Raw genomic sequence first — 26,466 nt, 5'->3', positions numbered from 1 at the left:
AGCTTGTGAAAGTAGTTTGTTTGGTTTGTCTCCTAGAGAGGATACCCAACTTTTCCCTTACGGGTATCCTCTTGCTTTTTCTAAATATCCTTTTTTTCCTGCAATTTCCGTTCTTTTTTTCTCCCCGGTCTTTATCTCTTTGCGCGCACTACGCGCACGTGTGAATATAATAAGGTGTACTTCCGTGTCCGTTCCCGCGCACACTCCACCTCATATTAAAAAATATGCTCTACAACATACTTATCAATCAGCTAGTTAGCATATTTATTCAAAAATAATTAGAAAAAAGCGTTGAATATATTTGGAGTGTATACCAAAACGGACTACTTTTGCACCCGCTTTCCAAGAGAAGAAAGCCTTGATAAAATGACTTAGTGATAAAGCGAAAGACGGCTTAAAAATAAGAACAAAAAACTTCCGATAAAGTTTGGAAGATATAACTTAAAGTTCTTATCTTTGCAGTCCGATTCGCAAAGAAAACGGTTTAGCTTTTCTTTTATAATTATTCTTTCCCTTTCGCAAGAGAGCCTGAGAAACGAGTTGAAAAGAAAAACAAAAAAAACTTCCGAAAAAGTTTGGTAGTTAAAATTAAACCTCTTACCTTTGCACCCGCTTTTAAAACGAAAGCAACAAGTTCTTTGAAATATTGATAAACAATACAAGTAGTACAAGTTAAAAAAATAGAACCGTCAATACTTGCTTCAAATGTAGTAATACAGATGAAATACAGGTAATTGAAAGAAGTCAATAAATTTTGTACGGCATCCTGAACAGAGCAAAAACCAGCAGCAATGCTGATTAACAATACTTTTACAATGAAGAGTTTGATCCTGGCTCAGGATGAACGCTAGCTACAGGCTTAACACATGCAAGTCGAGGGGCAGCATTTTTCTAGCAATAGAAAAGATGGCGACCGGCGCACGGGTGAGTAACACGTATCCAACCTGCCTCATACTCGGGGATAGCCTTTCGAAAGAAAGATTAATACCCGATAGTATAGTTTCACCGCATGATGAGACTATTAAAGAATTTCGGTATGAGATGGGGATGCGTTCCATTAGATAGTTGGTGAGGTAACGGCTCACCAAGTCTTCGATGGATAGGGGTTCTGAGAGGAAGGTCCCCCACATTGGAACTGAGACACGGTCCAAACTCCTACGGGAGGCAGCAGTGAGGAATATTGGTCAATGGGCGATAGCCTGAACCAGCCAAGTAGCGTGAAGGATGAAGGCTCTATGGGTCGTAAACTTCTTTTATATGGGAATAAAGTTTGGTATGTATACCATTTTGTATGTACCATATGAATAAGGATCGGCTAACTCCGTGCCAGCAGCCGCGGTAATACGGAGGATCCGAGCGTTATCCGGATTTATTGGGTTTAAAGGGAGCGTAGGTGGATTGTTAAGTCAGTTGTGAAAGTTTGCGGCTCAACCGTAAAATTGCAGTTGAAACTGGCAGTCTTGAGTACAGTAGAGGTGGGCGGAATTCGTGGTGTAGCGGTGAAATGCTTAGATATCACGAAGAACTCCGATTGCGAAGGCAGCTCACTAGACTGCAACTGACACTGAGGCTCGAAAGTGTGGGTATCAAACAGGATTAGATACCCTGGTAGTCCACACAGTAAACGATGAATACTCGCTGTTTGCGATATACAGCAAGCGGCCAAGCGAAAGCATTAAGTATTCCACCTGGGGAGTACGCCGGCAACGGTGAAACTCAAAGGAATTGACGGGGGCCCGCACAAGCGGAGGAACATGTGGTTTAATTCGATGATACGCGAGGAACCTTACCCGGGCTTAAATTGCACCTGAATATAGTGGAAACATTATAGCCGCAAGGCAGGTGTGAAGGTGCTGCATGGTTGTCGTCAGCTCGTGCCGTGAGGTGTCGGCTTAAGTGCCATAACGAGCGCAACCCTTATCTTTAGTTACTAACAGGTCATGCTGAGGACTCTAGAGAGACTGCCGTCGTAAGATGTGAGGAAGGTGGGGATGACGTCAAATCAGCACGGCCCTTACGTCCGGGGCTACACACGTGTTACAATGGGGGGTACAGAAGGCAGCTACCTGGCGACAGGATGCTAATCCCAAAAACCTCTCTCAGTTCGGATCGAAGTCTGCAACCCGACTTCGTGAAGCTGGATTCGCTAGTAATCGCGCATCAGCCATGGCGCGGTGAATACGTTCCCGGGCCTTGTACACACCGCCCGTCAAGCCATGAAAGCCGGGGGTACCTGAAGTACGTAACCGCAAGGAGCGTCCTAGGGTAAAACTGGTAATTGGGGCTAAGTCGTAACAAGGTAGCCGTACCGGAAGGTGCGGCTGGAACACCTCCTTTCTGGAGCGATGTCGTAACAAATGACTTTAGGTTCTGTTTTTATTGTACTACTGGTACTTGTTTATTTATAAAATATAGATCAACCATCTATAGATAATATAGATAGAGATAAACAAGAGAAAAACGAAGCCGAGTCTAACTAAGGTAGACAAGGTTGAACTAGTCCTATAGCTCAGTTGGTTAGAGCGCTACACTGATAATGTAGAGGTCGGCAGTTCAACTCTGCCTGGGACTACCAAGCTCAAGAAGAAGGAAAAGCGAAAGCGAAAAACTTAAATTCTTGATAACCTCTTGGGGGATTAGCTCAGCTGGCTAGAGCATCTGCCTTGCACGCAGAGGGTCAACGGTTCGAATCCGTTATTCTCCACAATCTCTGAAAAGAGAAACGATCTTTGACATGATGATAACAAAAAAGTAAAATTTTAGTAAAGAGCTAAAAGTATATATCGAACCGTACGTGATTGACGTATTGTCATTGAGTATTATTTTTTAATTCTCAATTTTCAATTCTCAATTTAGTAAGTTTGAAAGAAAGTAAGCAAGGGCGCATGGCGGATGCCTTGGCTCTCGGAGGCGATGAAGGACGTGATAAGCTGCGATAAGCTTCGGGTAGGTGCAAATAACCTTTAATCCGAAGATTTCCGAATGGGACAACCCGGCATTCTGAAGGAATGTCATCCATCCTAGATGGAAGCTAACGCAGGGAACTGAAACATCTTAGTACCTGTAGGAAAAGAAAATAATAATGATTCCCCTAGTAGTGGCGAGCGAACGGGGATTAGCCCAAACCATAGATGTTACGGCATTTATGGGGTTGTAGGACCACGATATCGCATGAAATTTAGTGAATAGAACGTTCTGGAAAGAACGGCCATAGACGGTGATAGCCCTGTATATGAAGCTAAATTAAGCGTAGTGGTATCCTGAGTAGCGCGGGACACGAGAAATCTTGCGTGAATCTGCCGGGACCATCCGGTAAGGCTAAATACTCCCGAGAGACCGATAGCGAACCAGTACTGTGAAGGAAAGGTGAAAAGAACTTCGAATAGAAGAGTGAAATAGTCCCTGAAACCATGCGCCTACAAGCGGTCGGAGCTTCGTAAGAAGTGACGGCGTGCCTTTTGCATAATGAACCTACGAGTTACTTTTTCCGGCAAGGTTAAGAATCTTGAGATTTGCAGCCGAAGCGAAAGCGAGTCTGAACAGGGCGATTAGTCGGAAGGAGTAGACGCGAAACCAAGTGATCTACCCTTGGGCAGGTTGAAGGTTAGGTAACACTAACTGGAGGACCGAACCGATAAGCGTTGAAAAGCTTCCGGATGACCTGAGGGTGGGGGTGAAAGGCTAATCAAACTTGGAGATAGCTCGTACTCCCCGAAATGCATTTAGGTGCAGCCTTGTGAGTTACTAATGTGAGGTAGAGCGACTGATAAGATGCGAGGGCTTCACCGCCTATCAAGTCTTGATAAACTCCGAATGCGCATTAGTTCTATCACAGGAGTGAGGGCATGGGTGCTAAGGTCCATGTCCGAAAGGAGAAGAATCCAGACCATCAGCTAAGGTCCCCAAATAATTGCTAAGTTGAACTAACGAAGTCAGATTGCTAAGACAGCTAGGATGTTGGCTTGGAAGCAGCCATTCATTTAAAGAGTGCGTAACAGCTCACTAGTCGAGGAGTTTGGCGTGGATAATAATCGGGCATCAAGCAATTTACCGAAGCTATGGGATCAGTAATGATCGGTAGGGGAGCATTCCACTCTGCGTCGAAGGTGAAGCGTGAGCTTTGCTGGAGCGTGTGGAAAAGCAAATGTAGGTATAAGTAACGATAAAGGGGGTGAGAAACCCCCTCGCCGAAAGACTAAGGTTTCCTGATCAACGCTAATCGGATCAGGGTTAGTCGGGTCCTAAGGCTCAGCCGAACGGTGAGGCCGATGGCAGAACAGGTTAATATTCCTGTACTACCTTAATGAGTGACGTGGAGACGGAGCAGTGACAGCGCCGCGGACTGACGGAATAGTCCGTTGAAGGGTGTAGACGTTGATTGTGGCAGGCAAATCCACCGCAAGAGTCGAACCTGATAGTATGGAGCGTTCTTCGGAACAATCCAATAGTGCGTGTAAGCATACTCCCAAGAAAATCCGCTAAACTTAATCATTAAGGTACCCGTACCGTAAACGGACACACGTAGTCGGGTTGAATATACTAAGGCGCTTGAGTGATTCACGGTTAAGGAACTAGGCAAATTGACCCTGTAACTTCGGGATAAAGGGTCCCTATCAGTGATGGTAGGGCGCAGAGAATAGGTCCAGGCAACTGTTTAACAAAAACACAGGGCTGTGCAAAATCGAAAGATTCGGTATACAGCCTGACACCTGCCCGGTGCTGGAAGGTTAAGAGGAGATGTCATCGCAAGAGAAGCATTGAATTGAAGCCCCAGTAAACGGCGGCCGTAACTATAACGGTCCTAAGGTAGCGAAATTCCTTGTCGGGTAAGTTCCGACCTGCACGAATGGTGTAATGATCTGGACACTGTCTCAACCGTGAGCTCAGTGAAATTGTAGTATCGGTGAAGATGCCGATTACCCGCGATGGGACGAAAAGACCCCGTGAACCTTTACTATAGCTTAACATTGAATTTGGGTAATTGATGTGTAGGATAGGCCGGAGACTTTGAAGCAGGTACGCCAGTATTTGTGGAGTCGCTGTTGAAATACGGCCCTTTGATTATTTGAGTTCTAACCCGTAGATGCGGGGACACTGTTTGGTGGGTAGTTTGACTGGGGTGGTCGCCTCCAAAAGTGTAACGGAGGCTTCTAAAGGTGCCCTCAGGACGATTGGTAACCGTCCGTAGAGTGTAATGGCATAAGGGCGCTTGACTGGGAGACATACAAGTCGATCAGGTAGGAAACTAGAGCATAGTGATCCGGTGTTTCCGTATGGAAGGGACATCGCTCAAAGGATAAAAGGTACTCCGGGGATAACAGGCTGATCCCTCCCAAGAGCTCATATCGACGGAGGGGTTTGGCACCTCGATGTCGGCTCGTCACATCCTGGGGCTGGAGAAGGTCCCAAGGGTTGGGCTGTTCGCCCATTAAAGTGGCACGCGAGCTGGGTTCAGAACGTCGTGAGACAGTTCGGTCTCTATCTATCGTGGGCGTATGAAATTTGCGTGGCTCTGACACTAGTACGAGAGGACCGTGTTGGACTGACCGCTGGTTTACCAGTTGTGCCGCCAGGTGCATCGCTGGGTATCTAAGTCGGGATTGGATAAGTGCTGAAAGCATCTAAGTACGAAGCCAGCCACAAGATTAGATTTCTTAGGGTCGTCAAAGACGATGACGTTGATAGGATGCAGGTGTAAAGGTGGTAACATCATAGCCGAGCATTACTAATTGCCCGTTCACTTTCTTTCGGACTTGTACGGGGCGCGATATATACGTTTAGCTATTGCTAATTTTACTTTTTCATCATGTCATAACCTTATTCAGGTGGTTATAGCACGAGGGTTCCACCTCTTCCCATTCCGAACAGAGAAGTTAAGCCTCGTCACGCCGATGGTACTGCGTAACAGTGGGAGAGTAGGTAGCCGCCGTTTTTAAGAAGCCCCTTGATTCATCAAAGAATCAAGGGGCTTTCTGTATTTACGCACTTTTATAGGTAGTCTGAGAAAAAAATGCTATATTTGCCACCGACAATTATTTTATTAAACGTTTAAAGCAAATTTGAAAGGTATGAAAACTAAATTATTTTTGGCTGCCGTAGCCGTAACATTTTCTTTTGCAATGATGTCTTGTACTGGTAACAAAACTACTAACGCTGCTGCCGAAGGCGAAGAAGCAACTGTAGAAACTGTAGAAGCTGCTGCTGTTGTTGAAGGTGATTCTTGCTGCCAGGCTAAGGATTCTTGTGCTACTGCTTGTGATAAAAAAGCAGATTGCGATAAGAAAGCTGATTGCGCAGAAAAGAAAGAATGCTGCGATAAGAAGTAATCTATTGATTTAGAACAATAAGACAAAAGGGGAACGGAGTGAACCAAAACACTCTGTTCCCCCTTTTCGTTTAATGGAATATGTCCCTCTATTCGTGATATATTCTAGATTATAATCGGGTTTAACTTATGAAATGAAATTTTATTCGAGAAAAAAGTAACGTTTTATTTGGTAGTAACGAAATAATCCATACCTTTGCACCGTCAAACTATAAAAAGAGACAAGAAATGAATCAAATGTTTATACATATTCTACTATGCGGTATTATTATTCTACTATCAAAGGTTAGTGGAAGTGAGTGCTGCGCGTAAATGTGTATAAATGAAGATATACGAAAGCCTTTCTCACTTCCAAGTGTGAAAGGCTTTTTTTAATGCTAATAATTACATAATATAAAAAGAATATGGACAATAGGTTATTTATTTTTGATACCACCCTTAGGGATGGCGAACAGGTTCCGGGATGCCAGTTGAATACAGTAGAAAAGATTCAGGTAGCAAAGGCATTGGAACTACTGGGGGTAGACGTGATTGAAGCCGGATTTCCCATTTCAAGCCCGGGTGACTTTAATTCAGTAATTGAAATTTCGAAAGCGGTGACTTGGCCTACTATCTGTGCTCTGACTCGTGCTGTTCAAAAAGATATTGATGTAGCTGTCGATGCGTTGAGATTTGCAAAGCATAAACGTATTCATACAGGTATCGGCACTTCCGATTCGCATATTAAATATAAGTTCAACTCGAATCGTGAAGAAATTATCGAGCGTGCGGTAGCTGCCGTGAAATATGCCCGTCGTTTTGTAGACGATGTAGAGTTCTATGCGGAAGATGCCGGTCGTACGGACAATGAGTATTTGGCACGTGTAGTAGAAGCAGTTATCAAGGCAGGAGCTACGGTAGTCAATATACCGGATACGACTGGTTATTGCTTGCCTTCGGAATATGGCGCTAAGATTAAATACTTGATCGACCATGTAGACGGCGTTGAAAATGCAATCCTTTCCACTCACTGCCACAATGACTTGGGTATGGCTACTGCCAATACGATTGCTGGTGTTTTGAATGGCGCACGCCAAGTGGAAGTTACCATCAACGGTATCGGCGAACGTGCCGGAAACACGGCACTCGAAGAAATCGCTATGATTATCAAGAGCCACCACGAAATTGACATTCAGACTAATATCAATACACAGAAGATTTATCCGACCAGCCGCATGGTATCCAGCTTGATGAATATGCCGGTACAGCCGAATAAGGCTATCGTAGGTCGCAATGCCTTTGCCCACTCTTCGGGTATCCATCAGGATGGTGTGTTGAAGAATGTACAGACATATGAGATTATCGATCCGCACGATGTGGGTATTGACGACAACTCAATCGTACTGACTGCCCGTAGCGGACGTGCCGCTTTGAAGAACCGCCTGACTATCCTGGGTGTTGAGTTAGACCAGGAAAAACTGGACAAGGTTTACGAAGAATTCTTGAAGTTGGCCGATAAGAAGAAAGATATTAATGATGATGATATTTTGGTATTGGCAGGTGCAGACCGTAGCGAGAACCACCGCATCAAACTGGAATACCTGCAAGTGACGAGTGGTGTCGGTGTTCGTTCGGTAGCCAGCCTGGGATTGAATATCGCCGGTGAGAAGTTTGAAGGTTGTGCCAGCGGTAACGGTCCGGTAGATGCAGCTATCAAGGCATTGAAAAAGATTGTAGACCGCCACATGACGCTGAAAGAATTTACTATTCAGGCTATCAGCAAGGGAAGTGATGATGTAGGTAAAGTTCATATGCAGGTGGAATATGATAACCAGGTTTATTATGGTTTCGGCGCGAATACGGATATTATTGCCGCTTCAGTAGAAGCCTATATCGACTGTATTAACAAATTCAATTCGTGAAAAGCAGGTTTGGGAATAGATAAGCCGGTTTAAAAAAGAAAATAGTAATTAGTAAAATAGTAAATAAACAGATGAATACATTATTTGATAAGATATGGGATGCCCACGTGGTGACTACCGTGGAAGATGGCCCTACACAGCTTTACATTGATCGTCTATATTGTCATGAAGTAACAAGCCCGCAAGCCTTTGCCGGATTGCGGGAACGTGGAATCGGAGTATTACGTCCGGAAAAGGTATTCTGTATGCCCGACCACAATACGCCGACTCACGATCAGGACAAACCGATTGAAGATGCTATCTCCAAGACACAGGTGGACACTCTGACGCAGAACGCAAAAGATTTCGGTCTGACACATTACGGCATGATGCATCCGAAGAATGGTATCATCCATGTGGTAGGTCCGGAACGCGGTCTGACTTTGCCGGGAATGACTATTGTTTGCGGTGACTCTCATACTTCTACTCACGGCGCTATGGGAGCGATTGCTTTCGGTATCGGAACGAGTGAAGTGGAAATGGTACTGGCTTCGCAATGTATCCTTCAGTCAAGACCGAAAACGATGCGTATCACTGTGGACGGTGAACTAGGCAAAGGTGTGACTGCAAAAGACGTGGCTTTGTATATGATGTCCAAGATGACTACCAGTGGTGCTACCGGATACTTTGTAGAATATGCAGGTTCGGTGATCCGCAACATGACAATGGAAGGACGCCTTACGCTCTGTAACCTTTCTATCGAAATGGGTGCGCGTGGTGGTATGGTTGCTCCTGACGAAGTGACTTTTGAATATATCAAAGGTCGTGAGAATGCTCCGAAAGGAGAAGAATGGGAAAAAGCAGTGGCACATTGGAAAACATTGAAGAGTGATAATGATGCCGTATTTGATAAGGAAGTACGTTTTGACGCGGCTGATATCGATCCGATGATTACCTACGGAACCAATCCGGGAATGGGTATGGGCATCACTCAGCATATCCCTACTACAGAAGGAATGGGCGAAGCCGCACAGGTTTCTTTCAAGAAATCATTGGATTATATGGGATTCGAGCCGGGTGAGTCTTTACTGGGCAAGAAGATTGATTATGTATTCCTGGGTGCTTGTACAAACGGTCGTATTGAAGATTTCCGTGCATTTGCTTCTCTTGTGAAAGGTCGCAGGAAAGCGGACAACGTAATCGCATGGCTGGTTCCGGGTTCCTGGATGGTAGATGCGCAGATTCGTAAGGAAGGCATCGACAAGATACTGACTGAAGCTGGTTTTGCTATCCGTCAGCCGGGATGTTCTGCTTGTCTGGCGATGAATGATGATAAGATTCCTGCCGGCAAATATTCGGTATCTACCAGCAACCGTAACTTTGAAGGTCGCCAGGGACCGGGTGCACGTACATTGTTGGCCAGTCCGCTGGTAGCGGCTGCGGCTGCGGTGACAGGTGTGATTACCGATCCGAGGGAATTGATGTGATTTCAATCGTAAATCGTAAATATTTAAATAGTAAATAAACAGATGGCTAAGACAAAATTTAATATCATAACAAGTACTTGTGTACCCCTGCCTTTAGAAAATGTAGATACCGACCAGATTATTCCGGCTCGTTTCCTGAAAGCAACTACCCGTGAAGAGAAATTCTTTGGTGATAACCTTTTCCGTGATTGGCGTTACAATGCCGACGGTTCTCTGAATAAGGATTTTGTGTTGAACAATCCTACATACAGCGGACAGGTATTGGTGGCGGGAAAGAACTTCGGTTCCGGTTCGAGCCGCGAACACGCAGCCTGGGCGATTGCCGGATATGGCTTCCGTGTGGTGGTATCCAGTTTCTTTGCCGATATTCATAAGAACAACGAGTTGAACAACTTTGTGCTTCCGGTGGTTGTTACCGAAGAATTCCTGCAAGAACTGTTCGATTCGATTGAAGCGGATCCGAAGATGGAAGTGGAAGTGAACCTTCCCGAACAGACCATCACCAACAAGGCGACAGGTAAAAGTGAACATTTCGAAATCAATGCTTACAAGAAACATTGTTTGATGAACGGATTGGACGATATAGATTTCCTGCTAAGCAATAAAGACAAAATAGAAGAATGGGAAAAGAAGGCGTGAAGATAGAAGTCATGGACACAACGCTCCGTGATGGTGAACAAACCAGCGGAGTATCTTTTGTGCCTCATGAGAAGCTAATGATCGCCCGTTTGCTATTGGAAGATTTGAAGGTAGACCGGGTAGAGGTTGCCTCGGCACGAGTATCGGAAGGCGAGTTTGAAGCTGTGAAGATGATTTGTGACTGGGCAGCCCGGCGCAATCTGCTCCAAAAAGTGGAAGTGCTGGGGTTTGTAGACGGCCATACTTCGGTAGACTGGATACAGAGTGCCGGTTGCCGTGTGATTAATCTCCTTTGCAAAGGTTCGCTGAAGCATTGTACGCAACAACTGAAAAAGACACCGGAAGAACATCTGGCGGACGTTATCGACGTGGTGCACTATGCCGATGAGCAGGATATAACCGTCAATGTCTATCTGGAAGACTGGAGTAACGGCATAAAGGATTCTCCCGAATATGTATTCCAGTTGGTAGACGGATTAAAGGAGACGAGTATCAAGCGTTTCATGCTGCCTGATACGTTGGGAGTCTTGAATCCGTTGCAGGTAATAGAGTATATGCGGAAGATGAAGAAACGTTATCCGAATACTCATTTCGATTTCCATGCGCACAATGATTATGATTTGGCGGTGAGCAATGTGCTGGCAGCGGTGTTGAGCGGTGTCAAAGGATTGCATACTACCATCAACGGACTGGGCGAACGGGCGGGTAATGCCCCTCTCGCAAGTGTACAGGCTATCCTGAAGGATCATTTCAATGCGGTGACCAATATCGACGAAAGTCGTCTGAATGATGTCAGCCGGGTGGTAGAGTCGTACTCGGGTATCATGATACCTGCCAACAAACCGATTGTGGGCGAGAATGTCTTTACACAAGTGGCGGGTGTGCATGCCGACGGTGACAATAAAAATAACCTGTATTGTAATGACCTGCTTCCCGAACGGTTCGGGCGCAAGCGTGAATATGCGTTGGGCAAGACAAGCGGCAAGGCAAATATCCGCAAGAATCTCGAAGACCTCGGACTGCAACTGGACGAAGAATCCATGCGCAAAGTGACGGAACGCATTATCGAACTGGGTGACAAGAAGGAACTGGTGACGCAGGAAGATTTGCCGTACATTGTTTCTGATGTATTGAAACATGGCTCGATAGGCGAGAAGGTCAGACTGAAGAGCTATTTCGTAAATCTCGCTCATGGCTTGAAGCCGATGGCAACGTTGAAGATAGAAATCAACGGAAAAGAGTACGAAGAAAGTTCGGGTGGAGACGGTCAGTATGATGCTTTTGTCCGTGCATTGCGTAAGATATATAAGGTGACGCTGGGGCGTAAATTCCCGATGCTGACCAATTATGCGGTAACTATCCCGCCCGGCGGACGTACGGATGCGTTTGTGCAGACGGTAATCACATGGAGTTATGACGAACAGGTGTTCCGTACCCGTGGACTGGATGCCGACCAGACGGAAGCTGCCATCAAAGCTACTATGAAGATGCTGAATCTCATAGAAGATGAATATGAGAAAGAGTAAGCGGGATGCTGCTTGCCCGAAGCGAAGAATGTTTTTATAAGAATATATAAATAGAAGAATTAACAATTATGGATTTTAAAATTGCTGTATTAGCAGGCGACGGTATCGGACCGGAGATCTCTGTGCAAGGTGTAGAGGTAATGAGTGCCGTTTGCGAAAAGTTTGGTCACAAAGTAAGTTACGAACACGCCATTTGTGGTGCCGACGCGATAGATAAAGTGGGTGATCCGTTCCCTGAAGCAACCTATCAGGTTTGTAAGGATGCGGATGCTGTATTGTTCTCTGCCGTAGGCGACCCGAAATTTGATAATGACCCTACTGCTAAGGTACGTCCTGAACAAGGTTTGTTGGCCATGCGTAAGAAACTGGGACTTTTCGCTAATATCCGCCCCGTACAGACATTCAAATGCCTGATTCACAAGTCTCCGTTGCGTGCGGAACTGGTAGAGAATGCCGATTTTATCTGTATCCGCGAACTGACAGGTGGTATGTATTTCGGTGAAAAATACCAGGATAACGATAAGGCTTATGATACCAATTATTATACCCGCCCTGAAATCGAACGTATCCTCAAAGTGGCTTTCGAATATGCAATGAAACGCAGAAAACACCTGACAGTGGTAGATAAGGCGAATGTCCTTGCTTCTTCCCGTCTGTGGCGTCAGATTGCACAGGAAATGGCTCCTAATTACCCGGAAGTAACGACTGACTATATGTTTGTGGATAATGCTGCCATGAAGATGATTCAAGAGCCGGCATTCTTCGACGTGATGGTTACTGAAAATACATTCGGTGATATCCTGACTGATGAAGGTTCGGTAATCAGTGGCTCTATGGGCTTGCTTCCTTCTGCTTCTACAGGCGAGAGTACTCCGGTATTCGAACCGATTCACGGTTCATGGCCGCAGGCTAAGGGATTGAACATTGCTAATCCGTTGGCACAGATTCTTTCCGTAGCTATGTTGTTCGAATATTTCGACCTGAAAGAAGAAGGTGCGTTAATTCGTAAAGCGGTAGACGCTTCTTTGGACGCGAACGTGCGTACACCGGAAATTCAGGTTGCCGGTGGTGAAAAATACGGAACGAAAGAAGTTGGACAATGGATTGCTGACTATATCAGGAAGGCTTGATATTTCACCACAGATTACACAGATTCACACAGATTAGTAAATGGGGATATTTAATAAATATCCCCATTTTTTGTTTATTCCTTTTATGGAATATCTTTTTTCATGATTTAAAATCTGTGTGAATCTGTGTAATCTGTGGTGAACTTTACCAGCTTTTAATCGTGGAATAGATAAGAATACCGAGTACTGTCAGCAATCCTACATAAATCGTGATTGACGACTGCTTTATATCATTTCTTCTTATACGGGTAGACGGTTCTATATAAGCGGCTGCCTTATGAGCAAGGGTACTGAACATCCATCCGCCGAATCCGCCGATGATACCGCCGACAAGTAAATCGCCGGGATAGTGTACACCCAGATAAATGCGGGTATAGCAATTAAGTACAGCCCATGTTATAATGAAAATACTCAGCCAGCGTTTGCGAAATGTGAAGATCACATACATGGCAAGACCGAATGAATTGGCGGCATGGCATGACGGGAATCCGTAACTTCCGCCACGGTAGCCATTGACGATATATACCATATCCACAATTGGGTTTTCGAGGTTGGCAGGACGAAGTCGTGCTACAACCGGGCGAATAAGACTACTGCACATTTGGTCGGCGAAAGTAATTGTGAGAGCGATAGCCGCCACATAACAAAGTACCGCTTTCCAGTGAAAGTTCTTTAGCAGGATATACAAGATGGTTGCGTACATAGGTACCCAAATAATCTTTCCGGTGAAGGAAGTCATAAAGTAATCCCAAAAGGGGGAGTGGATACCATTGAAAGACAGAAAGATACTAGTATCTATCTCTGACAGGAATTTGACGATGTTTGTATTTACCATCATTCTTTATTGTTCTATTTTTTAACGCAGCAAATATACAATAAAGAATAGGAAATTGTCCTATATTACCTTATAAATCTTCTATAATGCCCAGTTCCTATCGTTTGGCAAGATCATCGTAGAGCTTTTGCAGGAAGGCTTTTCCTTTTTCCAGGTTCGCTCCTTTTTCCGTGCCTTCGTCGAGTTGTACGGTGTTGGCATCCAGGTTATACACCAATTGATTCTCGGGAGTCACCATACCGAAGAAGTTCGGACGGGTGAAATATCCGAAATGCGGGGATGCCGGATTCATAATATCTTTGCTGAAGGTAAATTCATCGTGCGGCAATCCTAACTGTGAAAGCAGGGTGGCGGCAATGTCGATTTGTGAAGCATAGGTATCTATGACACGGGGTTCTTTGATTGCTCCGCCAATTAGAATAAGAGGAATAGTCTGTCCGTCCAATGGATTTTCTATCGGATACGGGTAGACTCCTTGATGATCAGGAACGAGCACAAACACGGTGTTTTTCCATAGTGGAAGTTCCTTATATTGTTTAACGAAGTCGCCTACGCAGCTATCAGCGTAAGCGAAGGCATTGAGTCCTTTATCATCCAGTCGGTGAAACGGCACTTCAAACGGCTCATGGCTGCTTGAGGTCTGAACGAATTTCAGGAAAGGTTCTTGTTGCTTTTCTTCTTTAATGTCTTTCATCAGGCGTTGAAACAGGACATGATCCTGCGCTCCCCATTTGCTTGTACGTTCGGACAAGGGGAAATCTTTATCGCAAACGATTTTTTCAATGCCGGAAGATATTAAGTAAGAGCGCATATTCGTGAAGTCTGCGTCTCCGCCGTAATAATAATCCAAGCTATATCCGGCATTTTTCAGGCTGCGGGGGATGGAAGGAAGTTTATCTGTCTTTTCGGGATACTTCATGATGCTGGTACTCGGTTGTCCGGGATAAGCACTGATGATGGATGCCAGTCCGCGGTCGGTGCGGAAGCTACTGGCGTAGAAGTTACTGAATAAGATGCCTTCTTTTGCGAATTTATCCATGTTGACAGCTACGTTGGGTTGTCCGCCGAAAGTTTCCATCAGGTGTGTGGAGAAACTTTCGAGAATGATAAAGACGATATTCGGGCGTTGGGTGTTCAATAATTGCGGGATGCTGTCTGTGGCTGTGGCGGGCTTGTCAAGCATCGTTGCAAAGATTTCGTCCGCCACTTTCGGATCCATGAAGCGGTATTGCTTGTCGAAATTGGTCTGATGGGTAGCGGAGTACATGAAACTGAATGCCGGGTTGATGGCGGCATGGTTCATCCGCTGATCCTGGCTGAAATATACTTTGCTCAAATTCATGGTCGATACGGTGAAACCGCCGCGGATAGGGATAAAGAGGGCGGCTGTCAGCAACAGAAGTGCGAGAGAGACATTTTGTCGCCGATAGGGTATCTTTAATGGTTTTCTTTCGCGGATGAGAACCATGTAGAATATATAGTATAAGAGGGCGGCGTAGATAAGCATCGCCAGTATGCCTAACAGGACAAACCAAAAACTGACACTTGCCATAGCATCTTTGGGCGAAGAGAAGAAGTAGAAAATAGGGGTGGCATCCAGGCGGAATCCCCAAAAGCCATACAGTCCGAGGTCAATGATAAAGATGCAAGCCATGACGAAAGCGATTATTCCGAAGTAGACTTGCCGGATACGCCGGAGTATGGATGATTTTGTCCAGGCGGAAGCAATGAGTATAAGTCCCGGAATGGCGGTGAGGTAGCCGGCAAGTGAAAAATCCAAGGGCAGTCCGTGCCACATGACACTGAAATAATCGCCGAAGGATACACCGCTATATAGTTCATGGTAGTAAACCATGAAGATAGGTTTTTGAAGAACGAACAGAAGGACAAACAAAAAATAGGTCGTGAGAAATTGTATAATTCTCTTTTTCATATATGTAAACTTAAAAAGATTGAACGGATACAAAGTTACTATACTTTTCCTTATCTTTCTTATGATGTGATGTAAAACATACCTTTTTTTCCATATCTTTGCCCTAAATGTGACAAAAATTAAGTAATGAAATGGCTAAGATTGCAAAGAAACTAACAGATTTAGTGGGGAATACCCCTTTGATGGAACTTTCCGGTTATAGCGAAAAGTATGGTCTGAAACAAAATATAATTGCCAAACTGGAGTCTTTTAATCCGGCTGGAAGCGTAAAAGACAGGGTGGCTCTTTCGATGATTGAAGATGCTGAAGCACGTGGAGCGTTGAAACCCGGCGCAACAATTATTGAACCGACAAGTGGAAATACCGGTGTCGGACTGGCAATGGTGGCTACCATTAAAGGGTATCATCTGATATTGACTATGCCTGAAACAATGAGCCTGGAACGGCGGAATCTGTTGAAGGCACTCGGCGCTGAAATTGTACTGACAGACGGATTGGGCGGGATGGCTGCTTCTATTGCCAAGGCAGAGGAGTTGCGTGATAGTATTCCCGGTTCGGTGATTTTGCAACAGTTTGAAAATCCTGCCAATGCTGCCGCCCATGAACGTACGACGGGTGAAGAAATATGGCGGGATACGGACGGTGAAGTAGCGGTTTTTGTTGCCGGAGTCGGTACGGGTGGAACTGTTTGCGGTGTAGCCCGTGCATTGAAGAAACACAATCCGGATGTTTATATAGTAGCGGTGGAACCGGCGTCGTCTCCTATACTGGCGGGCGGGCAGGCAGCTGCGCATCGTATTCAGGGAATCGGGGCGAACTTTATTCCGAAGTTGTATGATGCATCTGTGGTGGATGAGGTAATTGGTGTGCCCGATGATGAAGCGATTCGTGCCGGACGCGAATTATCGGCAACAGAGGGTTTGTTGGCAGGAATTTCTTCGGGTGCGGCGGTATATGCAGCCCGCCGGTTGGCAGAGCGTCCCGAGTTTCAGAACAAAAAAATCGTAGCGTTGTTGCCTGATACGGGAGAGCGTTACTTGTCTACCGAGTTGTTTGCATTTGACGCGTATCCGTTGGATTGATTCATTAATTATAACCGAACTATATGATAAGAATTATTATAATATTGCTTTTTTGTTTTCCGGTTGCCATTTGTGCGCAGACCTATCAACAGTTGTCTGAAAAAGCAATTGAATGCATCGAGAAGGACAGTCTTCCCCAAGCTGAAAAACTTCTGCTTCAGGCATTGAAGCTGGAACCGAAGAATGCAAAGAACGCCCTGCTCTTTTCTAATTTAGGGTTGGTACAACGTCGGCTGGGAGAGTTCGACAAGGCTTTGGAATCGTATTCGTTTGCCTTGAATTTTGCTCCGTTGGCAGTGCCCATTCTTCTTGACCGTGCTGCCATTTATATGGAAATGGGAAAGACAGACCGTGCTTACACGGATTACTGTCAGGTGCTTGATGAGGATAAACAGAACAAAGAAGCATTGTTGATGCGTGCTTATATTTATGTGGTTCGCAGGGATTATCCGGCTGCGCGGATAGACTATAACCGTTTGCTGGAGATTGACCCGCAGAGTTATAGCGGTCGGTTGGGACTGGCTACTCTGGAGCAGAAAGAAGGAAAATTTCGTGAAGCTCTTGATATTCTGAACAAGATGATTGTGGAAAGTCCTGACGACGCAATACTTTATGTCGCCCGTGCCGATGTGGAGCGTGAGATGAAACACGACGATTTGGCATTGGTGGATTTGGAAGAAGCTATCAGGCTGAATGCATCATCGGCAGATGCTTATCTGTTGCGTGGAAATATCTATCTGACTCAAAAGAAGAAAGCATTGGCAAAAGCTGATTTTGAGAAAGCCATCTCTTTAGGAGTACCGCCTGCTGATTTGCACCAACAACTTCAACAGTGTAAGTGATGTATGATTTGTTTTAAGTGCCCGTTTATAAATTAGCTTATATAATAAATTTAGGCACGGATTACACGGATTAACACGGTTTTTTAATTAAATAATTTCTTAAAACCGTGAAATCCGTGTAATCCGTGCCTAATAATATCATTTTCCGAAGGATTATTCCACAAACTGCTTAATCAGCTTGACGAAATCCTTTCCATATTTCTTCTTTTTATAGTCTCCGATACCACTGATTTCCCCAAACTCTTCAATAGTGGTAGGACGTGAAATACTGAGCAGATGTAAAACCTTGTCCGACAAGACGATATAGGCGGGAAGCGCTTCCTGGTCGGCAAGTTGTTTTCGTAATCCGCGCAATGCTTCGAACAAATCCTCGCTTTCTCCGCCTGCCGCACCGAAGGGAAGTTCTTTGGCGATAACCACTTTCTTCTTTTTCCCTTTGGGAGTGGCAGCTTCTTCATGGTGGATAACCACCAGTGTTGCTTGTGTTCTCCCGAAAAGTATATCGCTTCCGCTTGACGTGATTTTGAGGTGATTATTCTCATTATAAGCGATCTCGAAGTAGCCCAACTGGAGCATTTGAAGCAGATAATCCTGCCAGTCGCGAGGTGGAATATCCCGCCCTGCGCCAAACGTTTTAAGTTCCTGGTATCCTTTTCCGGTCACTTCCGCCGAGTAATTCCCGCGAAGAATGTCAATCAGCAACCCTGTGCTGATTTGCTGTTCTGCACGCGCAATGGCACTTAATGCTTTCTGCACGATGACCGTCCCGTCAAATCGTTGAGGAGGATTTTTGCAGACATCACAGTTTCCGCAATCTTCGGTAGTCGTTTCTCCGAAATAACTTAGCAGGATTCGTCTCCGGCAAATATCCGCTTCCGAATACTGCTGCATACGTTGGAGCTTTTCCAGGTTGATGCTCTGCTGGTTGCTTTCCGTGGCAAACTTAGTCAATAATATCAAGTCGCCCAATGAGTAAAACAAGACGGTGTCGCTTGGCAGACCGTCCCGTCCGGCACGTCCTATCTCCTGATAAAAGCTTTCTATGCTTTTGGGAAGGTTATAGTGGATGACCCAGCGGACATTTGACTTGTCGATACCCATGCCAAAGGCAATCGTGGCACATACCACCTGAATCCGGTCATTGATGAAATCATCCTGCGTCTCGTCCCGTTGCTGCGTAGACAATCCGGCGTGATAAACTCCGCAACGAATCCCCTGCTTCTGCAGCATTTGGGCTACTGTCTCCGTCTTGCTTCGGCTCATACAGTAAATGATTCCGCTTGTTCCCTCGTGTCGGTGGATAAAGTCGAGGATAGCTTTATTCTTTTCCTTTGCCTGGAAACCGCGTTTTACCGTCAGGCTGATATTGGGGCGGTCGAAAGACGATATAAAAGTACGGGGTTCGATAAGATGGAGTTGACGGACAATGTCTCCGCGGGTGATTTTATCTGCGGTGGCAGTCAGGGCAACAATCGGCACTTGCGGGAATTGTTGATGAAGTACCCCCATTTGAGTGTATTCCGGTCGAAAATCGTGTCCCCATTGCGAAATACAGTGCGCTTCATCAATAGCGAACAGGGAAATATGCATATCTCGCAATAAATAGTCTTTTTCTGCCAGTAATTTCTCCGGTGAAATGTAAAGCAGCTTCAAACGTCCCTCGATGCAGGCACGGCGCAGGTTGGCGTTTTCCGTTTCGTCATTACTGCTGTTCAATGCTCCGGCGGCGACTCCGTTTGCCAACAATGCTTCCACCTGATCTTTCATTAATGAGATCAACGGCGACACTACGACGGCCGTACCTTCGCAGAGCAGGGCAGGGAGCTGGTAACAGATTGATTTTCCCCCGCCAGTAGGCATTAACACTAATGCATCCTTCTTGTTGAGGATGTGACGGATGATATCTTCTTGCAGGGGACGGAAACTGTCGTATCCGAAATATTTCTTCAGAGTTTCTCTCATGGATGTCATTTTAATCTTGCTGCAAAGGTACGTTTTTCTTTCGCAATTTCCGCAATGTGTAGATTTCAGTTTCCGAGATGAAATATAAAAAGGTTAAAGTTTCTTATTATTCGAGCTTATTCCCTCTTTTTCAAGGTTTTTGATTGTTTATTTAGAAAAAAAATGCACAAAATAATTGTGTGTTTAAAAAAAAAGTAAGACATTTGTAACATGTTACGTTGCAAATATGCGAGTACTAACAAATGAACAAACCCTAACCAGTTAATTCAATGAGTGATTTAGAGAACAAAAAATCGGAAGAAACTCCGAAAAAACGTCCCTACAATTTGAGGGAAAAGAAAGAAAAGAAGGCTGCATACAGGTCTTTAATCAGACCGGAATTGGCAGACGAGTTGTATGACAAGATCCTGAATATCATCGTTGTACAGAAGAAGTACAAGGATGCTGACTATTCAGCGAAAGATTTGGCGAAAGAGCTGAAGACGAACACTCGTTACCTTTCTGCAGTAGTGAACTCACGTTTCGGCATGAACTATTCTTGTCTGTTGAATGAATACAGAGTAAAAGATGCTTTGCATTTATTGACTGATAAACGTTATGCCGACAAAAATGTGGAAGAGATTAGCGCCATGGTTGGTTTTGCAAATCGTCAATCTTTTTACGCTGCATTTTACAAGAACGTAGGTGAAACTCCTAACGGATATCGCAAAAAACATTTGGAAAACAAAAAGTAATTGCGCATTCCGAAATTAATCGAAAGGAATTACCTCTAAATGAAAAATTTTGGAGATAATTCCTTTTCTTGTTTTTAATTAATCAACACTAGCATTATGAATAAACATCTTATTTCAATGGCGGTAGCTGCTACGATTCTAACGTCGTGCGGCGGAGCCAAAACAACAACTGCCGAGGCAGATAAATTCAATTATACAGTGGAACAATTTGCAGATTTACAGATTTTGCGTTATAAAGTCCCCGGATTTGAGGAACTGACGCTGAAACAGAAAGAACTGATTTATTACCTGGCAGAGGCTGCTCAGGAAGGAAGGGATATTCTGTTTGACCAAAATGGAAAATATAATTTGAGAATCCGTCGGATGCTCGAAGCGGTATATACTAATTATCAGGGTGATAAAACGACTCCTGATTTCAAGAACATGGAAGTGTACCTGAAAAGGGTATGGTTCTCCAATGGTATTCATCATCATTATGGAACGGAGAAGTTTGTACCCGGCTTCTCGCAGGATTTTCTGAAACAGGCTGTACTCGGACTTGATGCCGGGTTGCTTCCGCTGGCGGAAGGGCAGACTGCCGGACAACTTTGCGATGAACTTTTCCCTGTTATCTTCGATCCGGCTATTATGCCGAAGCGGGTGAACCAGGCGGATGGCGAGGATCTTGTATTGACTTCCGCTTGTAACTACTACGACGGAGTGACGCAGAAGGAAGCGGAAGATTTCTATGGTGCGATGAAAGATCCGAAGGATGAGACTCCGGTTTCGTATGGCTTGAACAGCCGTTTGGTAAAAGAGAACGGTAAGTTGCAGGAGAAAGTATGGAAAGTAGGCGGACTTTATACACAGGCTATCGAAAAAATCGTTTATTGGCTGAAGAAGGCTGAAGCAGTGGCAGAGAATGATGCGCAGAAAGCGGTTATCACCAAGCTGATTCAGTTCTATGAAACCGGTAATCTGAAGGATTTCGATGAATATGCCATCCTTTGGGTGAAAGACCTGGATTCACGCATTGATTTTGTGAATGGATTTACGGAAAGTTATGGTGACCCGCTGGGAATGAAGGCTAGTTGGGAATCACTGGTGAACTTCAAGGATATTGAATCTACGCACCGCACGGAGATTATCAGTAGCAATGCGCAGTGGTTCGAGGACCATTCTCCGGTAGATAAATCGTTCAAGAAAGATGAAGTGAAAGGCGTATCGGCGAAAGTGATTACTGCCGCTATCCTTGCCGGTGACCTTTATCCGGCTACGGCTATCGGTATCAACCTGCCGAACGCCAACTGGATTCGTGCTCATCACGGTTCCAAGTCGGTGACTATCGGCAACATTACAGATGCTTATAACAAGGCGGCTCATGGAAACGGGTTCAATGAAGAATTTGTGTACAGTGATACGGAAAGACAATTGATTGATGCCTATTCCGACCTGACGGATGAACTTCATACTGACCTGCACGAATGTCTGGGACACGGTTCGGGCAAGTTGCTTCCGGGTGTCGACCCTGACGCGTTGAAGGCTTATGGTTCTACAATTGAAGAAGCACGTGCCGATTTGTTCGGACTCTATTATGTGGCCGATCCGAAACTGGTGGAACTGAAGCTTCTGTCTTCTCCCGAGGCTTACAAAGCTCAATATTATACGTATCTGATGAACGGCTTGATGACGCAGTTGGTACGTATCGAACCGGGAAACACGGTTGAAGAAGCTCATATGCGCAACCGCCAGTTAATTGCCCGTTGGGTATTTGAAAAAGGAGCGGCGGACAAGGTCGTGGAATTGGTGAAGAAAGACGGAAAGACATATGTCGTTATCAATGATTATGAAAAGGTACGTGAATTGTTCGGTGAATTGTTGGCTGAAATTCAGCGCATCAAATCGACAGGCGACTTTGCAGGTGCCCGTTCGTTGGTGGAGAATTATGCGGTGAAGGTAGACCCGGCTCTGCATGCTGAAATATTGGAGCGTTATAAGAAGCTGAACCTGGCTCCTTACAAAGGCTTTGTGAATCCGAAATATGAATTGGTGACAGATGAAAACGGAAACATTACAGATGTCACTGTGGCTTATGATGAAGGGTATGTAGAACAAATGCTGCGTTACAGCAAGGATTATTCTCCACTTCCTTCAGTAAACAACTAATCTGAAAATGGATATTAAAGAACAACTTACAGCTATTAAAACACAGCTCCGGCTTTCCATGAACGGGGCTGTGTCCCAAAGTATGCGTGAAAAAGGGTTGGTGTACAAACTCAATTTCGGAGTGGAGCTGCCCCGCATCAAAATGATTGCCGAAAGCTACGAAAAGAATCACGACCTGGCGCAAGCCTTGTGGAAAGAGGAGATTCGCGAATGTAAGATTTTGGCGGGAATGCTTCAACCGATTGACACTTTCTATCCCGAAATCGCTGATATCTGGGTGGAAGACATCCGGAATATCGAAATTGCGGAACTGACCTGTATGAACCTTTTCCAAAACCTGCCGTATGCTCCTGCCAAGTCTTTCCACTGGATAGCCGATGAACGGGAGTATGTGCAGACTTGCGGTTTCCTGACTGCCGCCCGGCTTCTGATGAAGAAGGGGGATATGGCCGAACGGGCTTCCGGCGAGCTGCTCGACCAGGCAATGTGCAGCGTTCATTCCGAAAGTTATCATGTGCGCAATGCAGCTCTGCTGGTAATCCGCAAATATATGCAGCATAGCGAAGAGCATGCTTTCCAGGTGTGCCGCATGGTGGAAGGAATGGCTGATTCTGCCGTAATAGGAGAACAGATGCTTTATAATATGGTGAAAGCAGAGACAGAATGACTGCTCTGATAAATATCAAAGAAATCCTTTTGCGTTCCGCAAAAAAGGCTTAACTTTGTTGGCGCTAATTTTGGCTGATGATGGAAACTCAAAACGTGAAAGATACAGTAAGGCAGATATTCACGGAATATCTCACGGCGAACGGGCATCGTAAGACTCCTGAACGATACGCCATACTCGATACAATCTATTCTATCGACGGCCATTTCGATATAGACATGCTCTATTCACGGATGATGGACCAGGAGAATTTCCGGGTGAGCCGGGCAACTCTCTACAATACCATTATTCTTCTTATCAATGCAAGGCTGGTCATCAAGCACCAGTTCGGAACTTCTTCCCAATACGAAAAATCATATAACCGCGATACGCATCACCATCAGATATGTATGCAATGCGGTAAAGTGACCGAGTTTCAGAACGAGGATTTGCAGCATGCCATTGAAAATACGAAATTAAGCCGCTTCCAACTTTCGCATTACTCCTTATATATATATGGAATATGCAGCAAGTGCGACAGAGCTAACAAAAAGAAGAAAGTTAATAACAACAATAAAAAAGAAAAATGAAAGTAGATGTTCTTTTAGGATTACAATGGGGCGACGAAGGTAAAGGAAAAGTAGTCGACGTTTTAACACCTAAGTACGATGTGGTTGCTCGTTTCCAGGGCGGCCCGAATGCCGGTCATACACTTGAGTTCGAGGGACAGAAGTATGTGCTTCGTTCTATTCCTTCCGGTATTTTTCAGGGAAACAAGGTAAACATCATCGGTAACGGTGTGGTACTCGACCCGGCACTGTTCAAAGCAGAAGCGGAAGCTCTTGAAGCATCAGGCCATCCGTTGAAAGAACGTTTGCACATCTCAAAGAAAGCTCATCTTATTCTTCCGACACACCGCATCCTCGATGCTGCTTACGAAGCTGCCAAGGGTGACGCCAAAGTAGGAACTACCGGAAAAGGTATCGGCCCTACTTATACGGATAAAGTTAGCCGTAACGGTGTTCGTGTAGGTGATATACTTCATAACTTCGAACAAAAATATGCTGCTGCAAAAGCACGCCACGAACAAATCCTGAAAGGTCTGAACTATGAGTATGACCTCACGGAATTGGAAAAGGCATGGCTGGAAGGCATCGAATATCTGAAACAATTCCATTTCGTAGATAGCGAACATGAAGTGAATAATCTGCTGAAGGATGGCAAGAGCGTTCTTTGTGAAGGTGCGCAAGGTACGATGCTTGACATTGATTTCGGTTCATACCCCTTCGTGACTTCTTCCAATACCGTTTGTGCTGGTGCATGCACCGGACTGGGAGTAGCTCCCAATCGTATCGGCGAAGTGTATGGTATCTTCAAGGCATATTGTACCCGCGTGGGTGCAGGTCCGTTCCCATCAGAATTGTTTGATGAAACAGGAGATAAGATGTGTACATTGGGACATGAGTTCGGTTCGGTGACAGGACGTAAACGTCGTTGCGGATGGATTGACCTGGTAGCGTTGAAGTATTCTGTGATGATAAACGGCGTTACCAAATTGATTATGATGAAGAGCGATGTTCTCGATACATTCGACACTATCAAGGCTTGTGTAGCTTACAAAATGGATGGTGAGGAAATTGATTACTTCCCGTATGACATTACCGACGGCGTGGAACCTGTATATGCAGAACTTCCGGGCTGGAAAACTGATATGACCAAGATGCAGAGCGAAGATGAGTTCCCCGAAGAATTCAATGCTTACCTGACTTTCCTGGAAGAGCAACTTGGTGTTGAAATCAAGATTGTATCTGTTGGGCCTGACAGAGCGCAGACTATCGAACGTTATACTGAAGAATAACAAACTGATAATTATATAGGGGGAAGGCGGAGCATTTTTATCTCCGCCTTTCTTATTCCAAACCTCTTGTTTTCTATTTTAAACACACATAAATAATAACGCTTATGAAAACACGTTTTCTTTCTATCTTTTTACTGCTCGCCGTGGGCGTCAGTACATTTGCCCAGTCTTCTTCTTATCAACCCACCGAAGAGAACCTGAAAGCACGTCAGGAGTTTCAGGACAATAAGTTTGGTATTTTCCTTCATTGGGGACTGTATGCCATGTTGGCTACCGGTGAGTGGACTATGACAAACCATAATCTGAATTATAAAGAATATGCCAAACTGGCAGGTGGATTCTATCCTTCCAAGTTTGATGCCGATAAATGGGTGGAAGCTATCAAGGCTTCGGGAGCGAAATATATCTGTTTCACTACCCGCCACCACGAGGGCTTTTCTATGTTCGACACCAAGTATTCGGATTATAATGTAGTCAAGGCAACTCCTTTCAAAAGAGATATTGTGAAGGAACTGGCAGCTGCTTGTGCAAAGCATGGAATCAAGCTTCATTTCTATTATTCACACCTTGACTGGGCGCGTGAAGATTATCCCTGGGGACGTACAGGACGCGGAACGGGACGTACCAATCCGCAGGGCGACTGGAAGAGCTATTATCAATTCATGAATAATCAGTTGACGGAATTATTGACGAATTACGGGCCGGTAGGTGCTATTTGGTTCGATGGATGGTGGGACCAGGACCAAAACAAGTCATTTAATTGGGAATTGCCCGAACAATATGCATTGATTCATAAGCTTCAACCGGGATGTCTGATAGGTAATAACCATCATCAGATGCCTTTTGCGGGGGAAGATATTCAGATTTTCGAACGTGACCTGCCTGGTGAAAATTCGGCGGGACTTTCGGGACAGGATGTAAGTCACCTGCCTTTGGAGACTTGCGAAACGATGAATGGTATGTGGGGATATAAGATTACTGACCCCAATTATAAATCTGCCAGGACATTGATTCATTATTTGGTGAAGGCTGCCGGTAAGGATGCTAATCTTTTGATGAATATCGGCCCTCAGCCCGATGGAGAGCTTCCGGCAGTGGCAGTAGAACGTTTGGCGGAGATGGGAGAGTGGATGAAGCAGTATGGCGAAACCATTTATGGAACACGTGGCGGTGCAGTTGCCCCGCATGACTGGGGAGTGACAACACAGAAAGGAAATAAGCTCTATGTGCATATCCTCAACCTGAAGGACAAAGCGCTGTTTTTACCTTTGGCAGATAAAAAGGTGAAGAAGGCGGTGTTGTTCAAAGACCAGTCACAAGTTCGTTTTAGCAAGGCGAAAGCAGGCGTTTTGCTGGAGTTTGCCGATGTGCCGAAAGATATTGACTATGTGGTAGAACTTACAATTGACTAATTTTTAGCTAATTCTTCATAAAAGCAGGGG

Annotated in this window: 18 protein-coding genes, 2 tRNA genes and 3 rRNA genes; 19 read left to right on the top strand and 4 right to left on the bottom strand. The window is 45.0% G+C overall.

Translation table 11 applies throughout. The annotated features are described in order from the left end of the window. Positions 1–502: 502 nt before the first annotated feature. Complete coding sequence (locus BacF7301_RS26010) at positions 503–805, bottom strand: hypothetical protein (protein ID WP_167966773.1); 303 nt, start codon at positions 803–805, stop codon at positions 503–505. 7 nt (positions 806–812) lie between these two features. On the opposite strand from BacF7301_RS26010, the gene BacF7301_RS24230 reads away from it, so the two are divergent. The 11 genes from BacF7301_RS24230 (at position 813) to leuB (ending at position 12,987) form a co-directional block, all read left to right on the top strand. After that, positions 813–2,337: ribosomal RNA gene (locus tag BacF7301_RS24230) — 16S ribosomal RNA — on the top strand. A 161-nt stretch (positions 2,338–2,498) separates the two neighbouring features. After that, positions 2,499–2,575, top strand: a tRNA-Ile gene (locus BacF7301_RS24225). A gap of 55 nt (positions 2,576–2,630) precedes the next feature. After that, positions 2,631–2,704, top strand: a tRNA-Ala gene (locus BacF7301_RS24220). Positions 2,705–2,865: 161 nt separating this feature from the next. Continuing rightward, positions 2,866–5,749, top strand: a 23S ribosomal RNA gene (locus BacF7301_RS24215). A 72-nt stretch (positions 5,750–5,821) separates the two neighbouring features. Continuing rightward, a 5S ribosomal RNA gene (rrf, locus tag BacF7301_RS24210) occupies positions 5,822–5,932 on the top strand. The 16S, 23S and 5S rRNA genes sit together here with 2 tRNA genes alongside, the layout of an rRNA operon. Before the next feature lie 136 nt (positions 5,933–6,068). Next, a complete protein-coding gene (locus BacF7301_RS24205; RefSeq protein ID WP_167966772.1) occupies positions 6,069–6,326 on the top strand; it encodes a hypothetical protein in 258 nt (85 codons plus the stop codon). A gap of 403 nt (positions 6,327–6,729) precedes the next feature. Beyond that, positions 6,730–8,226, top strand: a complete 1,497-nt coding sequence (locus tag BacF7301_RS24200; RefSeq protein WP_167966771.1) for a 2-isopropylmalate synthase — start codon at positions 6,730–6,732, stop codon at positions 8,224–8,226. A 71-nt stretch (positions 8,227–8,297) separates the two neighbouring features. Beyond that, positions 8,298–9,692 carry a 3-isopropylmalate dehydratase large subunit gene (gene leuC, locus BacF7301_RS24195; protein WP_167966770.1) on the top strand — a complete coding sequence of 465 codons (1,395 nt, stop codon included), beginning with the start codon at positions 8,298–8,300 and terminating at the stop codon, positions 9,690–9,692. 42 nt (positions 9,693–9,734) lie between these two features. Further along, positions 9,735–10,331 (top strand): 3-isopropylmalate dehydratase small subunit, encoded by a 597-nt coding sequence (gene leuD / locus BacF7301_RS24190; RefSeq protein ID WP_167966769.1) that lies wholly within the window; start codon positions 9,735–9,737, stop codon positions 10,329–10,331. Next, positions 10,313–11,857, top strand: a complete 1,545-nt coding sequence (locus tag BacF7301_RS24185; protein WP_073342738.1) for a hydroxymethylglutaryl-CoA lyase-like TIM-barrel protein — start codon at positions 10,313–10,315, stop codon at positions 11,855–11,857. The genes leuD and BacF7301_RS24185 overlap by 19 nt, the downstream gene beginning before the upstream one ends. Before the next feature lie 68 nt (positions 11,858–11,925). Further along, positions 11,926–12,987: a 3-isopropylmalate dehydrogenase gene (leuB, locus tag BacF7301_RS24180; protein ID WP_167966768.1), complete on the top strand. Its 1,062-nt coding sequence runs from the start codon at positions 11,926–11,928 to the stop codon at positions 12,985–12,987. Positions 12,988–13,132: 145 nt separating this feature from the next. Here the strand turns inward: leuB and BacF7301_RS24175 are convergent, their stop codons facing one another. Together BacF7301_RS24175 and BacF7301_RS24170 are read right to left on the bottom strand one after the other, a co-directional pair. Then, on the bottom strand, positions 13,133–13,822 hold the full coding sequence (locus tag BacF7301_RS24175; RefSeq protein ID WP_167967295.1) for a phosphatase PAP2 family protein: 690 nt from the start codon (positions 13,820–13,822) through the stop codon (positions 13,133–13,135). Between the two features lie 97 nt (positions 13,823–13,919). Then, positions 13,920–15,755: an LTA synthase family protein gene (locus tag BacF7301_RS24170; RefSeq protein ID WP_167966767.1), complete on the bottom strand. Its 1,836-nt coding sequence runs from the start codon at positions 15,753–15,755 to the stop codon at positions 13,920–13,922. A 131-nt stretch (positions 15,756–15,886) separates the two neighbouring features. Between BacF7301_RS24170 and cysK the strand changes: the two genes are divergently transcribed. Both cysK and BacF7301_RS24160 read left to right on the top strand, forming a co-directional pair. Beyond that, the gene (gene cysK, locus BacF7301_RS24165; protein ID WP_167966766.1) at positions 15,887–16,837 is read left to right on the top strand and encodes a cysteine synthase A; all 951 of its coding nucleotides are present in this window, start codon (positions 15,887–15,889) and stop codon (positions 16,835–16,837) included. Between the two features lie 23 nt (positions 16,838–16,860). Then, a complete protein-coding gene (locus BacF7301_RS24160; RefSeq protein ID WP_167966765.1) occupies positions 16,861–17,679 on the top strand; it encodes a tetratricopeptide repeat protein in 819 nt (272 codons plus the stop codon). Positions 17,680–17,832: 153 nt separating this feature from the next. On the opposite strand, the gene recQ is transcribed toward BacF7301_RS24160, so the two are convergent. After that, positions 17,833–19,641, bottom strand: coding sequence for a DNA helicase RecQ (gene recQ / locus BacF7301_RS24155; RefSeq protein WP_167966764.1), 1,809 nt, complete (start codon positions 19,639–19,641; stop codon positions 17,833–17,835). Positions 19,642–19,910: 269 nt separating this feature from the next. Between recQ and BacF7301_RS24150 the strand changes: the two genes are divergently transcribed. From BacF7301_RS24150 to BacF7301_RS24125, 6 genes are all read left to right on the top strand, one after another. Beyond that, positions 19,911–20,375 carry a helix-turn-helix domain-containing protein gene (locus tag BacF7301_RS24150; protein WP_167966763.1) on the top strand — a complete coding sequence of 155 codons (465 nt, stop codon included), beginning with the start codon at positions 19,911–19,913 and terminating at the stop codon, positions 20,373–20,375. 96 nt (positions 20,376–20,471) lie between these two features. Then, positions 20,472–22,520 (top strand): dipeptidyl-peptidase 3 family protein, encoded by a 2,049-nt coding sequence (locus tag BacF7301_RS24145; protein WP_167966762.1) that lies wholly within the window; start codon positions 20,472–20,474, stop codon positions 22,518–22,520. A 7-nt stretch (positions 22,521–22,527) separates the two neighbouring features. Then, on the top strand, positions 22,528–23,187 hold the full coding sequence (locus BacF7301_RS24140; RefSeq protein ID WP_167966761.1) for a DNA alkylation repair protein: 660 nt from the start codon (positions 22,528–22,530) through the stop codon (positions 23,185–23,187). A gap of 80 nt (positions 23,188–23,267) precedes the next feature. Further along, positions 23,268–23,756, top strand: a complete 489-nt coding sequence (locus tag BacF7301_RS24135) for a Fur family transcriptional regulator (protein WP_167967294.1) — start codon at positions 23,268–23,270, stop codon at positions 23,754–23,756. Next, positions 23,753–25,024 (top strand): adenylosuccinate synthase, encoded by a 1,272-nt coding sequence (locus BacF7301_RS24130; protein WP_167966760.1) that lies wholly within the window; start codon positions 23,753–23,755, stop codon positions 25,022–25,024. Before BacF7301_RS24135 ends, BacF7301_RS24130 begins: the two co-directional genes overlap by 4 nt. 104 nt (positions 25,025–25,128) lie before the next feature. Continuing rightward, a complete protein-coding gene (locus BacF7301_RS24125; RefSeq protein ID WP_167966759.1) occupies positions 25,129–26,436 on the top strand; it encodes an alpha-L-fucosidase in 1,308 nt (435 codons plus the stop codon). The last annotated feature ends 30 nt before the right edge of the window (positions 26,437–26,466 follow it).

Source organism: Bacteroides faecium (assembly GCF_012113595.1).
Lineage (GTDB): Bacteria > Bacteroidota > Bacteroidia > Bacteroidales > Bacteroidaceae > Bacteroides > Bacteroides faecium.
Note: the sequence above shows the minus strand (reverse complement) of the source record. Positions and strands in the feature narration are given on the sequence as shown.